Raw genomic sequence first — 13,696 nt, 5'->3', positions numbered from 1 at the left:
CCGTGCTGTTCGAGCGAGTCGACCGCGCGCGCGGCCGCGGTGGCGGCCGTGGCGTCGGCGGGCACATCGGGGACGGGTTCAACGGTCGGCTCCGCGGGAGTGAACTCCTCGCCGAGCGCACGGGCCACGGACTCCGCCGTCAGTACGAGACCGGTCGCCCCCGTACAGGAGACGACGAGGTCGGCACGGGCCAGCTCTCCGTCGACGGCGTCCATGGGGACGGCCGAAGCGGTCACCCCGGCGCCGCCGAGGATCTCCGCGAGCCGCTCCGCACGTGCCTGCGTCCGGTTGGCGACGACGATCTCCCCGGCGCCCGCGCGGGCCAGCGTCGCGGCGGCCAGCGAGGACATCGAGCCCGCGCCGATCACCAGGGCGCGCTTGCCCCGGGCCCAGCCGGCCACATCAGCGCCGCCGGCGAGCTGTTCGAGGCCGAAGGTGACCACCGACTGCCCGGCCCGGTCGATGCCGGTCTCACTGTGCGCGCGCTTGCCGACCCGCAGAGCCTGCTGGAACAGATCGTTCAACAGCCGCCCCGCGGTGTGCAGTTCCTGGCCGAGCGCGAGCGCGTCCTTGATCTGGCCGAGGATCTGGCCCTCGCCCACGACCATGGAGTCCAGCCCGCACGCCACCGAGAAGAGGTGGTGGACGGCCCGGTCCTCGTAGTGCACATAGAGATAAGGAGTGAGCTCTTCGAGCCCGACACCGCAGTGCTGTGCGAGCAGCGTGGACAGCTCGGCGACGCCCGCGTGGAACTTGTCCACGTCGGCGTACAGCTCGATGCGGTTGCAGGTGGCGAGCGCCGCAGCCTCGGCGGCGGGCTCGGCGGCCAGCGTGTCCTGCAACAGCTTGGCCTGCGCATCAGCGGAGAGTGCCGCCCGCTCCAGCACGCTGACGGGCGCGCTGCGGTGGCTGACTCCGACGACCAGAAGACTCATGCCGGCATCACGGCGGGCATATCCCCGTCGGGTCCCTTCCGGTCGGTGTGGGCGGTACGTGCGTTCACGGTGTGCGCGGCGGCGGCCGCGTGTGCGGCGCCCCGGACCGGAGGTGCGTCGGCGTCCGGACCCGCGGGAGCGCCCTCACCGGCCTTCCGCTGCTCGTGGAAGGCCAGGATCTGCAGCTCGATGGAGAGGTCGACCTTGCGTACGTCGACACCTTCGGGCACCGAGAGCACGGTGGGCGCGAAGTTGAGGATCGAGGTGACACCCGCGGCGACGAGCCGCTCGCACACCGGCTGCGCGGCACCCGCGGGGGTGGCGATGACACCGATGGAGACGCCGTTGTCCGAGATGATCTTCTCGAGGTCGTCACTGTGCTGGACCGGGATCCCGGCCACCGGCTTCCCCGCCATGGCGGGATCGGCGTCGATCAGCGCGGCGACCCGGAATCCACGCGAGGCGAACCCGCCGTAGTTGGCGAGCGCGGCGCCGAGGTTACCGATTCCGACGATGACGACCGGCCAGTCCTGGGTGAGACCCAGCTCACGCGAGATCTGGTATACGAGATATTCGACGTCGTAGCCGACGCCCCTGGTCCCGTACGAACCCAGGTAGGAGAAGTCCTTGCGCAGCTTCGCCGAGTTGACCCCGGCCGCCGCGGCGAGCTCCTCGGACGAGACCGTGGGCACGGAGCGCTCCGACAGACCGGTGAGGGCGCGGAGGTACAGCGGGAGTCGGGCGACGGTGGCCTCGGGGATTCCTCGGCTACGGGTCGCCGGTCGGTGAGTTCGGCCAGTTGCCACGGTGCTCCTGCGGGATGAGCGAGGCTGCAGGCGGCCACATCCAGCAGGACCGCCCCGTCGAATGCAGGCTATGTCTTTGTGAACGCGTGCACAAAGATAGTGTCCGTTTTGTCCGTGCAAAGTGACCGGGGTCACGCACTTCGGCGGCGCATTGACGGAACCGCGGGCTGATCCAATGCGTTGGGATCCCAAAGGGGACAAAACCGCACACACTCCTCACGCCTACGCCCCCGAGACCGCTCAAATCGCCCACGATGGTAGCTGTATTTCGCGTGCGAAGCTCCGCGCCGGCCGGGCCCCGCCCCTCCCCGGCGGTCAGGAACGCAGCGCGCGGCGCAGCCGGTCGGGGTCGACCCGCCAGAAGGTGTGCTGCTCCCCGTCGATGAGTACGACCGGAATCTGCTCCCAGTACGCGTCGTTGAGCGCGGCATCCTGGGTGATGTCCTTCTCCTCCCACCCCGCACCGGTCTCGGCACACACCGCGGACACCACGGCACGTGCGTCGTCACAGAGATGACACCCGGGCTTCCCGACCAGGGTGACGACCCGCTCGGCGGGATTTCCTTGACCGGCACTGCGGCGGAACAGAGGACTCATACCCACCATTCTCCGCCGCCCGCACGGACACGCCCCACCACCGTCGGGTCCGCGGACGGGTAACGCAGTACATCCGCGTACATCCGCAGCCCGGAGTTCACTCCCCCGCATTCCGTCAGGTGAGGAACGCTCCACCGAACTGGCTATGCTCGCACCATGGCCGCACTGGGATGGCTCACCCCCCGCAGGCGCTCGGCGACAGCACGCAGTGTGCTGGCAGGCGAGGCCGCAGCCGAAGCAGCCCGGAAGTCCTCGCAGGAACCGGCAGCGACCGGGACCGACACATCCGGCGCACCCGGAGAATCCACCGAAGAAGCAACCCCCGAGCCCGAGTTCCCCGTCGCGGGGGACAGTCTGGCCGCGGCCTTCTTCGACCTCGACAACACCGTGATGCAGGGCGCCGCGATCTTCCACTTCGGCCGCGGCCTGTACAAGCGGAAGTTCTTCCAGCGCCGCGAGCTGGCCAGGTTCGCCTGGCAGCAGGCGTGGTTCCGGCTGGCGGGCGTCGAGGACCCCGACCATATGCAGGACGCCCGCGAGAGCGCCCTGTCCATCGTCAAGGGCCACCGTGTCTCCGAGCTGATGTCCATCGGCGAGGAGATCTACGACGAGTACATGGCCGACCGCATCTGGCCGGGCACCCGCGCCCTCGCCCAGGCCCATCTGGACGCGGGCCAGAAGGTCTGGCTGGTCACCGCCGCCCCCGTGGAGACCGCGACGATCATCGCCCGCCGCCTCGGCCTGACCGGGGCGCTCGGCACGGTCGCGGAGTCGATGGACGGCGTCTACACCGGGCGCCTCGTCGGCGAACCGCTGCACGGCCCGGCGAAGGCCGAGGCCGTACGGGCGCTCGCCGCCGCCGAGGGCCTCGACCTGACGCGCTGCGCCGCGTACAGCGACTCGCACAACGACATCCCGATGCTCTCGCTCGTCGGCCACCCGTACGCGATCAACCCCGACGCGAAGCTGGCCCGTTACGCCCGCGAGCGCGAGTGGCGGCTGCGCGACTACCGCACCGGACGCAAGGCGGCCAAGGTCGGCATCCCCGCCGCGGCCGGGGTCGGCGCGCTCGCGGGCGGCACCGCCGCCGCGGTCGCCCTGCACCGCCGCCGCCACTGAGCCGTCCAGGTGAGCCACCCCCGCCACTGAGCGCCCCCACCGATCCGCTCACCTGAGCCGCCGCCCCTGAGCCACCTCACCGAGCCACCCCGCTGAGCACCCCCGCCGAGCCGCTCCCCTGAGCCGCCACGGCCGGGCCGCTCCGGCCATCCGTGCGTCAGCCGTCGCTGACCGGAACGTCAACCGCTCTCCGCGCCCGCGCCACTCCCGGGAGCACGGGCGAATCGAACTTCTTACCCCGCCGCACCCGCCGCCAGTCCCGTTACGGCCGCTCGCGCACAAGTGACCCCGCAATCAAACGGATCGTGAGGCTATCCGATCAATAAACGGTCACGAAGTGCTACTTGATCCGACGTGTAGACGTAACAGAAGCGACGTAATCGATGATTTGAGCAACTGGGTGTAGCACTGCCTGTACGAAGCGTTATTCTCCTCAGACGCATACCGGACCTCACTCGCCATCACGTCGAGTGAACAATCCAGCACTGCACGTGATGGAAGCTCTGCCTCTGGGAGTCCCGTGTACCCACACGTCGGGGTTGACGCCTCGGGCCTGGCTACGCTGCGCACAACGGTCCTTGACCAGCTGCGCGGCTTTGTCCCCACCGCGTACGCCGTCCCCGCATTTGCCACAGCCGCGCCTGCCGGCCCCTGCTATGCCCTCGCCGATGGCGGTGCGGCGGTCGGCAGACGCAGCCGCGGCGGCACCGGCACGTCCACCGCCCGTCGGCCTGCGGCCGACAGCGACAGCGCACGCATGATGGACCTCGTCGAACGCGCTCAGGCCGGCGAGGCCGACGCCTTCGGGCGGCTCTACGACCAGTACAGCGACACGGTCTACCGCTACATCTACTACCGCGTCGGCGGGAAGGCGACGGCGGAGGATCTCACCAGCGAGACCTTCCTGCGCGCCCTGCGCCGTATCTCCACCTTCACCTGGCAGGGGCGCGACTTCGGCGCCTGGCTGGTCACGATCGCCCGGAACCTGGTCGCCGACCACTTCAAGTCGAGCCGATTCCGGCTCGAAGTGACCACGGGCGAAATGCTCGACGCCAACGAGGTCGAGCGCAGTCCCGAGGACTCCGTCCTGGAGTCCCTCTCCAACGCCGCCCTGCTCGAAGCCGTACGGAAGCTCAACCCCCAGCAACAGGAGTGCGTGACCCTGCGCTTCCTGCAAGGGCTCTCCGTGGCCGAGACCGCACGGGCCATGGGCAAGAACGAGGGCGCCATCAAGACGCTCCAGTACCGTGCCGTGCGCACCCTGGCACGACTCCTCCCCGATGACGCACGCTGATCACAACTCACCGTCAGTCATGGCCTCATGACACTGCGGTCCGATCATCCTTCGTCCGTAACCCAAGTGCTGTGCGGCTCGTTGTGTCGGATGCAGGCTCCCTGTGGTCAAGCCACGCCCGCAGGTACTCACCCGATCGAGTGGAAGCACTCAAGGTGGGCAACCTTCCGGACCCCGAGGGGAGTCGATCGTCATGACGAGAGGAGGTGCCGCCAGTGATCGGACAAGTTTCGGCACACCGGCGGGCGAACGCCTTCGCCCAGGCCCTGGAGGAGCAGACACTCCAGGGCTCGGCGGCCGACCAGCCCGAAGCTCCCACCGAACCGAGTACACAAGGGCAGTTGCTGGCCCTGGTGACCGGGCTCGAAGAGCTACCGAAACCACAGCTGGATCCTGAGGTCAAAGTGGTGCAACGAGCCCAGCTCGTCGCGGCCATGGAGACGATGCTCGCGGGGGGAGGTGTGTCCGAGGGCCCTCAGGTGCCCGAACAGCGGACCGGCCGAGGCGCCCACCGGGCGTCCCCGCTCCGGAAATTGCGCCCCCGCTCCCGCTGGTCGAAGGGCCTCGCTGCGGGCGGACTCACCGTCGGCGTCGCGGCCGGAGCCTTCAGCGGCGTCGCGGCTGCCAGCTCCGACGCCCTCCCCGGTGATTCGCTGTACGGGCTGAAGCGTGGCATGGAAGATCTCAAGCTGGGAATGGCGAACGACGACGCCGCCCGCGGTGAGATCTACCTCGACCAGGCTTCCACCCGTCTCCAGGAGGCACGCCGCCTCCTGGAGCGCGACCGGGCGGGCCGGCTCGACCACGAGCAACTGGGCGAAGTCAGACGCGCGTTGAACGGTATGAACCACGACGCCGGAGAAGGCCACCGGCTGCTGCACGAGGCGTACGCGAGGAACGGGACACTCGGCCCGATCCAGACTCTCTCCTCGTTCTCCCGCTCGCACCGGGAGACCTGGAGCAAGCTCCGGGGCCGGCTGCCCGTCCAGCTCCACGACGTCGGAAACCAGGTCAACTCGGTCTTCGACGCCATAGACCAGGAGGTCGGTCCGCTCCAGTCCCAGCTGCCGCACACCCCAGGCACCACCGCCCGCACCCCAGGGCACCAGGGCACGACGAAGCCGGCCACCCCCGGCACCGGCCGTCCCGGCCCCACATCGGCCGCCCCGCACCACAGCGGCAAGGACGACACCCGGCCGCAGCCGTCCGGCTCCGAGAGCGGCAAGGCCGACCAGGGCCTGATCGGCGGCAACACGGGCGGCCTGCTCGACCCGCCGAAGAGCAGCGGCTCGTCCTCGTCCGAGGGCACGGGCAAGTCCGGCGAAGGCAGCAAGCCCGCACCGGACGTCACCCTCCCCCCGCTGCTCCCCGGCCTGCTCCCGGGCCTGGGCATCAGCGGCGAGGACGCCCAGTAGCACAGAGAGACCAGCAGCACGGAGAAACCAGCAGTACCCATACCGAAGGAAGGTGCGGGGCCCGGAAGATCACCGGCCCCGCACCTTCCTGTTCTTCCTGACCTTCCTGTTCTTCCTGACCGTCCTGCCCCTCCTGCCCTTCCGGAAGGAGCCCCGGTCAGAAGAAGACCGACCGGCGCTGCACGAGCAGCTTGTACAGCGTGTGCTGGATCTGCTCCCGCACCTGGTCCGTCAGGTTGAACATCAGCATCGGGTCCTCCGCGGCCTCCTCGGGGAACCCGTCCGTCGGGATCGGCTCACCGAACTGGATGGTCCACTTCGTCGGCAGCGGCACCAGGCCAAGCGGCCCCAGCCACGGAAACGTCGGCGTGACCGGGAAATACGGGAAGCCCAGCAGCCGCGCCACCGTCTTCGCGTTGCCGATCATCGGGTAGATCTCCTCGGCGCCGACGATCGAGCACGGCACGATCGGCACCCCGGCCCGCAGCGCGGTCGACACGAAGCCGCCCCGCCCGAACCGCTGGAGCTTGTACCGGTCGGAGAACGGCTTCCCGATGCCCTTGAAGCCCTCGGGCATCACCCCGACGACCTCACCGCGCTGGAGCAGCCGCTCCGCGTCCTCCGCGCACGCCAGCGTATGCCCGGCCTTCCTGGCCAGCTCGTTGACGACCGGCAGCATGAAGACCAGATCCGCGGCGAGCAGCCGCAGATGGCGCTCCGCCGGGTGGTGGTCGTGGACGGCGACCTGGAGCATCAGCCCGTCGAGCGGCAGCGTCCCCGAGTGGTTGGCGACGACGAGCGCCCCGCCCTCCGCCGGGATGTTCTCGATGCCCTTCACCTCGACACGGAAGTACTTCTCGTACAGCGGCCGCACCGCCGACATCAGCACCTGGTCGGTGAGCTCCTGGTCGTACCCGAACTCGTCGACGTCGTACTCACCGGTGATCCGGCGCCGCAGAAAGGCCAGCCCGCCGGCGATCCGCCGGTCCCAGTCTCCGCCGGTCTCCACGCGATCCGCCCGGTCCCGCACAGCTCCGGCCTGTTCCGGGGGCTCCGTACGCCCGGACGCCTCGGCCGGCTCGGTCCCCTCGGACGGTTCGGGCCCCGTCTGCTGCTCCGGTACGGGCGCGAGCGGTCCCGTGGCGGCCCTGCCGCGCGTCCCGGACCGCTTGGCGGCCTTGCCGCCGCTCCTGTTCCGCCTCGCTCGCGGCTCGTCGCCGAAGGGGATGACCTTGGCATCGGCCATGTCAGATGCGCTCCTTGCTGACGGAGTGGGCGGGAATGACGGGTCGGGCGGCGCCGGCGGCAGCGGTGGGTCCTGCCGGGCCTACGGATTCGGCGAAGGCGGCGACCCGGTCGACCGCCCGCGCCAGCGCCCGCGGCGGCAGCAGCCCGTCGCCCCGGCTGAGCGCGAAGTCCTCGAAGGCCCCGGCCGTGGAATACCTCGGCACAAACCCCAGTGTCTCGCGCATCTGCACCGTACTGACGACCCGGCCATGGGTGAGCAGCCGGATCTGCTCCGGCGAGAAGTCGGTGACGCCCACGGTCCGCAGCGCGGAGCCGACCCAGTTCACGGCCGGCAGCAGCACCGGGACCGTCGGCCGGCCCAGCCGCCGCGAGCACTGCGAGAGCAGCAGCACCCCGTCGCCGGCGATATTGAACGTGCCGCTGTTGAGCGTCCCGCGCGGCGGTTCGCCCAGCGCAAGACGGAGTACGTCGATGACGTCGTCCTCGTGGACGAACTGGAGCCGCGGGTCGTAGCCGAACACGGTCGGCAGCACCGGCAGCGACAGATACTCGGCGAGCGGATAGTCCGTGCTCGGCCCCAGGATGTTCGCGAAGCGCAGCACACAGACCGCCACATCGGGCCTGCGCCGGGCGAAGCCCCGTACATAGCCCTCGACCTCGACCGCGTCCTTCGCGAAGCCGCCGCTGGGGAGGGACTTGGGGGGCGTCGTCTCGGTGAAGACAGCCGGGTCGCGGGGCGCCGACCCGTACACGTTGGTGCTGGACTTGACCACCAGGCGCTGCACGGTCGGCGACTTCTGGCAGGCACCGAGCAGCTGCATGGTGCCGATGACGTTGGTCTCCTTGACCGCTGTCCGGCCGCCGCTGCCCAGCGGGGTGCCGGTCACGTCCATGTGCACGACCGTGTCGACGTCGTACTCGGCGAGGACCCGGGCGATGGCGGGCTGGCGGATGTCCGCACGTACGAAAACGGCGTCACCCAGCCCGTGTGCGGGCTCCACGATGTCCACCGCGATCACCCGGTCCACCTCGGCGTCCCGCAGTATGCGGCGCACGAGCCGGCCTCCGAGCTGCCGGGCCACTCCGGTGACGAGCACGACCTTGCCCAAGATCAGCGCCTTCCCATTCGGACTCCCGTACGGGCCACGGTAGCGGCTCGTTATCGCGCTGTACTGGTGATGCGCTGCGTGAAGTCATCGGAAATCTACCCGCAGGAACGCGCAGAGGCCCTCCCACCATGCTGGTGGGAGGGCCTCAGAACCACGTACAGCTGCCGCTTACTTCTTGTTGCGACGCTGAACGCGGGTGCGCTTGAGCAGCTTGCGGTGCTTCTTCTTAGCCATCCGCTTGCGCCGCTTCTTGATAACAGAGCCCACGACTACCCTCGCTCACTTCTCTTCACTCGGTGCGGGGCGTCTGGGCCCACACGACCTACGTCGGCCTAGCCTACCTGCCGCCGAGTGAGGGACGTAATCCGAGGGAACCCCCGGGCTCATCTAGGCGGTCTGGACCCCCACAAAGGACTCGCGGAGGTATGCGTGCACTGCTTGCTCCGGGACCCGGAAGGACCTGCCCACCCGGATCGCCGGCAGATGACCGCTGTGCACCAGCCGGTACACGGTCATCTTGGACACTCGCATCACCGAGGCGACTTCCGCCACGGTCAGGAACCTGACCTCGTTGAGAGGTCGCTCACTCCCAGCAGCCATGACCCACCTGAACCTTCCGCACCCGACGGGGCACCGGCTTCCCCTTCCGGTGACTCTTCGTCGTGGCGCGCTCACTCACCAGACTAGGTGCGGGTGGTACGAGTGGGGAAGAGGAGCAACAGCCCGTTCCCTACCGGGGCAGAAGCGCCCGATTGAGTACATAGCGAATGAGCGGCCGGTAGTAGTGGGGCCGCACCGCATCGTCGAGCGGAACGGCCACGGAGACCCGCCCCTCGGCCTCACCGACGAACAGCGCGGGGTCATCGGTGTCCGCGAGGCCGATCGCCTCGACCCCCAGCTGACCTGCCCCGCAGACCCATCCGTGGTCGCCGACGACCAGCCCCGGCAGGCCGTACGCATCCGCCGCGGCAGCTTCCAGCGCGACCCGGACCGGCAGCGGGGAATGGGTGTGTGCGCCGGGCTCACTCCCCGGCTGCCGCACGCCGGGTTCGCGCATCAGCGCGACTCCCCGTACGTACTCCAGGAGGTGCGTACGTACGCCGAACCGGGTCGTTATGTCGACACTTCGACCCTGCGCGGGGGTGAGGACAGTACATCCGGCCGCCGACAGGGCGTCTGCCAGCGCGGCGTAGAAACCGAGCAGCCGATGCGGGTGCCCGGTCCCGAACAGCACACTGGCACCACGCGCCGCGGCCTCACCGAGCCGCACGGCGAACGCGTCGAGCCCGGCCAGCGTCCGCTCCGGGTCGATGACATCGGGCCCCGACACCTGTCCCGGATCACCGGACACCCCGCACCGCTCGGCCATCAGACGCAGTAACTCCGGCTCTCCCCACACCTGTTCGGGATGAATGCCGAGAGTCACCCGCGGATCGCGCGCGGCGAAGAGCCGGTAACTGCGCAGACTCACTTCCCGCGGGGTGGCCACGGGCCCGGCCAGCCGGGCCGCCAACAGATGCGCGCGGAGGGCGCCGGTGGTCAACACCCTGCCGATCGTGCCGCAATGACGCCGCCCCCGGGCTGAAACCGGGAATATCCGGCACAGTTGGCGTAACGCGGCCGGCCAACGGGCAACGCCAATCCCAGCGCGGGAACTTCAAGCGCACCCGGCAATCCAAGCCCAGCCGGCACCCCAAGCCCGTCCCGCAACTCCAAGCCCAGCCGGCACCCCAAGCCCGTCCCGCAACTCCAAGCCCAGCCGGCCACCCAAGCCCGTCCGGCACCCCAAGCCCGTCCGGCGATTGAGGACACAGCCGGCACCCCAAGCCCGTCCGGCGATTGAGGACACAGGGGGCCCGGGGGCCCGCCCCCGGTTTCGGGAAGGGGCGGGGAGGGGACAGGCCCGCCGCAGGCGCCCCACCCGCACCAAGCCCACCGGCGGCGAGCCACCGACAGCACAACCCCACCCGCTAAGCCAGCAACCCCCGCAGAGGAAACACGGCCCGCCGAGTAGCAAGCACAGCCTGATCAAGCCGGTCAGCAGGGTCGTACCCCTCGTCCCAGGACCGCCACCCCACAGGCCACCGCCCATCGGTCATCCGCGCGGGCCCCACCCCCCGGGTCCGCGCATACACCTCGTCCCGCCAGGACGGCGGGATCACCGACTCCGGATCGATCTCGGCGTGCCCGGCGATCCCCACCAGATGCGTCCACGACCGCGGCACGACGTCGGCCACCGCGTACCCGCCCCCGCCGAGCGCCACCCACCGCCCGCCATCGGCGTACTCGTGCGCCAGCTCATGGCAGGCCACCTGCACCGCACGCTGCGCGTCCAGCGAGACCGCCAGATGGGCCAGCGGGTCCTCGAAGTGCGTATCCGCGCCGTGCTGCGACACCAGCACCTGCGGCCGGAAGTCGGCGAGCAGCTCGGGCACCACCGCGTGGAACGCCCGCAGCCACCCCGCGTCACCGGTCCCGGCCGGCAGCGGCAGATTCACCGCCGCCCCCTCCCCCGCGCCCTCGCCCGTCTCGGTCGGAAAGCCCGTACCGGGAAAGAGCGTCCGGGGATGCTCGTGCAGCGAGACGGTCAGCACCCGCGGATCGTCCCGGAACGCCTCCTGCACCCCGTCCCCGTGGTGCACGTCCACATCGACGTACGCGACCCGCTCGGCCCCCAGTTCGAGCAGCCGGGCGACGGCCAGCGCGGCGTCGTTGTAGATGCAGAACCCGGAGGCCGCACCCGGCATCGCGTGGTGCAGCCCGCCCGTGAAGTTCACCGCGTGGTCCGCGTCGCCGCGCCACACCGCCTCAGCCGCACCGACCGACTGGCCGGCGATCAGCGCGGAGACCTCGTGCATCCCGGTGAAGGCCGGGTCGTCGGGGGTCCCCAGTCCGTACGAGAGATCCGCCGCCGCCGGATCGACCGACGCCGCCCGCACCGCGTCCAGATAGTCCGCCCGGTGCACCAGGCGCAGGGTCGACTCCCCGGCCGGTCTGGCGGCGACGACATCGACCGCGCTGTCCAGCCCGTACGCCCGGACCAGCCCCATGGTCAGTGCGAGCCGCACCGGATCCATCGGATGGCCGGGCCCGAAGTCATACTTCGTTACTGCTTCGTCCCACATCAACAGTCCGCGGCCGCTCATGCCCGACACCGTATCGGGCATCCCCGTGGCCGAACGAGCGGGCGTACACGAGGGTCGCCAGCACAAGCACCATCGGTACGAGCATCGCGCCCCGGTAGTTCCACGCGTCGCCGATGGCGCCCACCAGCGGCGAGCCGACCAGGAACCCCACGTAGTTGAAGATGTTGAGCCGGGCGATGGCCGCGTCGGACGCCTGCGGGAACAGCCGCCCGGCGGCCGCGAAGGTCTGCGGCACGATCACACAGAGCCCGAAGCCCAGCAGGGTGAACCCGAGCATCCCCACCCAGGGCCCGGACGCACCGGCCACCACCCCGAACCCGACAGCCGCGACGACCGACCCGAACCGCACCACGGCCACCGCACCGAAGCGCCGCACCCCGAAGTCCCCGACCGCCCGGCCCAGCAGCGTGGTGACCATATAGACGTTGTACGGGACCGTGGAGAGCTGCTCGGAGCTGCCCAGTACGTCCTGAAGGTATTTGGCGCTCCAGTTGGAGACGGTCGAGTCACCGATGTAGGCGAAGGCCATCACCAGGCAGAGCGGCAGCAGCATCCTGAAGACGACCGAGCCCCCGGCACCACCGGCCGCTTCGACGTCCTCCCCGGACCCGGCCGGCGGCACATCCACATCCCGCGCATCCGCGTACCAGCGGCTCGCCACCAGACAGACGGGCAGCAGCACCACGGCCACCGGCCAGTACAGCGTCAGCAGCGGGAGATGCCAGTGCGCCCCGACCCACGCCAGCGAGGCACCGGCGATCCCGCCGAGGCTGTACGCGGCATGGAACCCCAGCATGATGCTGCGCCCGTAGGCCCGCTGGAGACTCACCCCCAGCATGTTCATCGAGGCGTCCAGCGCCCCCACGCCGAGCCCGAACACCCCGAGCGAGACAGCCGCCTGCCAGAGTTCGGTACCGGCGGCGGCACCGAGGAGCGCCAGCAGCACCACGGGCTGCGCCCAGCGCAGCACGGCCGACGGCCGCACCCGCTTCACCAGCTGCTCGGTGCCCACACTGCTGAGGCCGGCGAGAACCGGAACCGCGGCGAGGAAGACGGGAAGCAGGCCGTCGGATATCCCGTAACGGTCCTGGACGGCGGGGATCCGCGTCACCAGGAGAGCGAACGCGGCGCCCTGCGCGAAGAAGCTGAGCCCCAGAGAGGCCCGGCCGTGCCGCAGGCGAACATCTGTCGTCATGGCGGCACAGTAGGCCCCTCGCCTACCGGTGGGTAGATGGATCAGGCAAGGAGTTGGGGCAGCTGCGACATATTCGAGAAGAAGCCGTTGGCCCCGGCGAGCCGCTCGGCGGGAGTCATCGCCGTAAACCCGTACACATCCATCCCTGCGGCATGGGCGGCCGCCACCCCGAGGGGGCTGTCCTCGATGACGACGCACCGCTCGGCGGCGACGCCCATCTGCTGGGCGGCATGGAGGAAGAGGTCCGGCGCCGGCTTGCCCCGGCCGACGTCCTGCGAGCTGAAGATCCACTCGTCCTCGAACCACTCGTCGAGACCGGTGACCCGCTGGCTCACCCGGATCCGCTCGTGGGTGCCGGAGGAGGCGACGCAGTACGGGACGCCCTGGGCGACCAGTTCGCCGAGGACGTCACCGACACCGGCGACCGGCTGGAGCTCGGTCTCGTAGGCGGCGAAGATCCGGCTGTGCAGGGTCTCGTCGAAGTCGTCGGGGAGCTGCTGTCCGCTTCGCTCCTGGATGGTGTCGTGCACCCGGTGCACGGCGGCACCCATGTAGTCACGGAGGGACTCGTCGTACGAGGTGGGGTGCCCCAGCTCGGTCAGGTACCCCGCGAGGATGGTGTTGGAGATCGGCTCACTGTCCACAAGGACGCCGTCGTTGTCGAAGATGACCAGGTCGTAGCGCATACCCTGACCATAAACGCAAAAATGCCTCAGCCCCGGACCATAACGGTCCGGGGCTGAGGCTAAAAATTGTTCGGCGGCGTCCTACTCTCCCACAGGGTCCCCCCTGCAGTACCATCGGCGCTGAAAGGCTTAGCTTCCGGGTTCGG

Annotated in this window: 14 protein-coding genes and 1 rRNA gene; 3 read left to right on the top strand and 12 right to left on the bottom strand. The window is 69.9% G+C overall.

What is annotated here, in order from left to right:
• The 3 genes from hemA to G3I19_RS27520 all read right to left on the bottom strand — a co-directional run.
• On the bottom strand, nucleotides 1-935 hold a 935-nt coding region (gene hemA / locus G3I19_RS27530; RefSeq protein WP_164266415.1), incomplete at its 3' end, for a glutamyl-tRNA reductase.
• Nucleotides 932-1,741 (bottom strand): redox-sensing transcriptional repressor Rex, encoded by an 810-nt coding sequence (locus G3I19_RS27525; RefSeq protein WP_164266414.1) that lies wholly within the window; start codon nucleotides 1,739-1,741, stop codon nucleotides 932-934. The genes hemA and G3I19_RS27525, both read right to left, overlap by 4 nt.
• A gap of 315 nt (nucleotides 1,742-2,056) precedes the next feature.
• Nucleotides 2,057-2,338 (bottom strand): glutaredoxin family protein, encoded by a 282-nt coding sequence (locus G3I19_RS27520; protein ID WP_164266413.1) that lies wholly within the window; start codon nucleotides 2,336-2,338, stop codon nucleotides 2,057-2,059.
• Nucleotides 2,339-2,494: 156 nt separating this feature from the next.
• Here G3I19_RS27520 and G3I19_RS27515 point away from each other — a divergent pair, with 156 nt between their 5' ends.
• The 3 genes from G3I19_RS27515 (at nucleotide 2,495) to G3I19_RS27505 (ending at nucleotide 6,166) form a co-directional block, all read left to right on the top strand.
• Entirely contained in the window at nucleotides 2,495-3,457 is a 963-nt protein-coding gene (locus G3I19_RS27515) for an HAD-IB family hydrolase (protein WP_164266412.1), read from the top strand.
• 520 nt (nucleotides 3,458-3,977) lie between these two features.
• Complete coding sequence (locus G3I19_RS27510) at nucleotides 3,978-4,751, top strand: ECF subfamily RNA polymerase sigma factor, BldN family (protein WP_164266411.1); 774 nt, start codon at nucleotides 3,978-3,980, stop codon at nucleotides 4,749-4,751.
• 215 nt (nucleotides 4,752-4,966) lie between these two features.
• Nucleotides 4,967-6,166 (top strand): DUF5667 domain-containing protein, encoded by a 1,200-nt coding sequence (locus G3I19_RS27505; protein ID WP_164266410.1) that lies wholly within the window; start codon nucleotides 4,967-4,969, stop codon nucleotides 6,164-6,166.
• 157 nt (nucleotides 6,167-6,323) lie between these two features.
• Here the strand turns inward: G3I19_RS27505 and G3I19_RS27500 are convergent, their stop codons facing one another.
• The 9 genes from G3I19_RS27500 to rrf form a co-directional block, all read right to left on the bottom strand.
• The gene (locus G3I19_RS27500) at nucleotides 6,324-7,412 is read right to left on the bottom strand and encodes a lysophospholipid acyltransferase family protein (RefSeq protein WP_164266409.1); all 1,089 of its coding nucleotides are present in this window, start codon (nucleotides 7,410-7,412) and stop codon (nucleotides 6,324-6,326) included.
• Nucleotide 7,413: 1 nt separating this feature from the next.
• A complete protein-coding gene (locus G3I19_RS27495) occupies nucleotides 7,414-8,523 on the bottom strand; it encodes an NAD-dependent epimerase/dehydratase family protein (protein WP_164266408.1) in 1,110 nt (369 codons plus the stop codon).
• A 168-nt stretch (nucleotides 8,524-8,691) separates the two neighbouring features.
• On the bottom strand, nucleotides 8,692-8,790 hold the full coding sequence (locus G3I19_RS27490) for an AURKAIP1/COX24 domain-containing protein (RefSeq protein ID WP_003948845.1): 99 nt from the start codon (nucleotides 8,788-8,790) through the stop codon (nucleotides 8,692-8,694).
• 120 nt (nucleotides 8,791-8,910) lie between these two features.
• The gene (locus G3I19_RS27485) at nucleotides 8,911-9,123 is read right to left on the bottom strand and encodes a helix-turn-helix domain-containing protein (RefSeq protein WP_164266407.1); all 213 of its coding nucleotides are present in this window, start codon (nucleotides 9,121-9,123) and stop codon (nucleotides 8,911-8,913) included.
• A 130-nt stretch (nucleotides 9,124-9,253) separates the two neighbouring features.
• Nucleotides 9,254-10,069 (bottom strand): phosphatase, encoded by an 816-nt coding sequence (locus tag G3I19_RS27480; RefSeq protein WP_164266406.1) that lies wholly within the window; start codon nucleotides 10,067-10,069, stop codon nucleotides 9,254-9,256.
• A gap of 424 nt (nucleotides 10,070-10,493) precedes the next feature.
• Entirely contained in the window at nucleotides 10,494-11,669 is a 1,176-nt protein-coding gene (locus G3I19_RS27475) for an acetoin utilization protein AcuC (protein ID WP_203600373.1), read from the bottom strand.
• Nucleotides 11,620-12,864, bottom strand: coding sequence for an MFS transporter (locus tag G3I19_RS27470; protein ID WP_164266405.1), 1,245 nt, complete (start codon nucleotides 12,862-12,864; stop codon nucleotides 11,620-11,622). Before G3I19_RS27470 ends, G3I19_RS27475 begins: the two co-directional genes overlap by 50 nt.
• Nucleotides 12,865-12,905: 41 nt before the next feature.
• Complete coding sequence (locus tag G3I19_RS27465) at nucleotides 12,906-13,550, bottom strand: HAD family hydrolase (protein ID WP_164266404.1); 645 nt, start codon at nucleotides 13,548-13,550, stop codon at nucleotides 12,906-12,908.
• 68 nt (nucleotides 13,551-13,618) lie between these two features.
• A 5S ribosomal RNA gene (rrf, locus tag G3I19_RS27460) occupies nucleotides 13,619-13,696 on the bottom strand; the annotation flags it as partial.

It is taken from the genome of Streptomyces sp. SID10853, from assembly GCF_010548145.1.
GTDB lineage: Bacteria > Actinomycetota > Actinomycetes > Streptomycetales > Streptomycetaceae > Streptomyces.
Note: the sequence above shows the minus strand (reverse complement) of the source record. Positions and strands in the feature narration are given on the sequence as shown.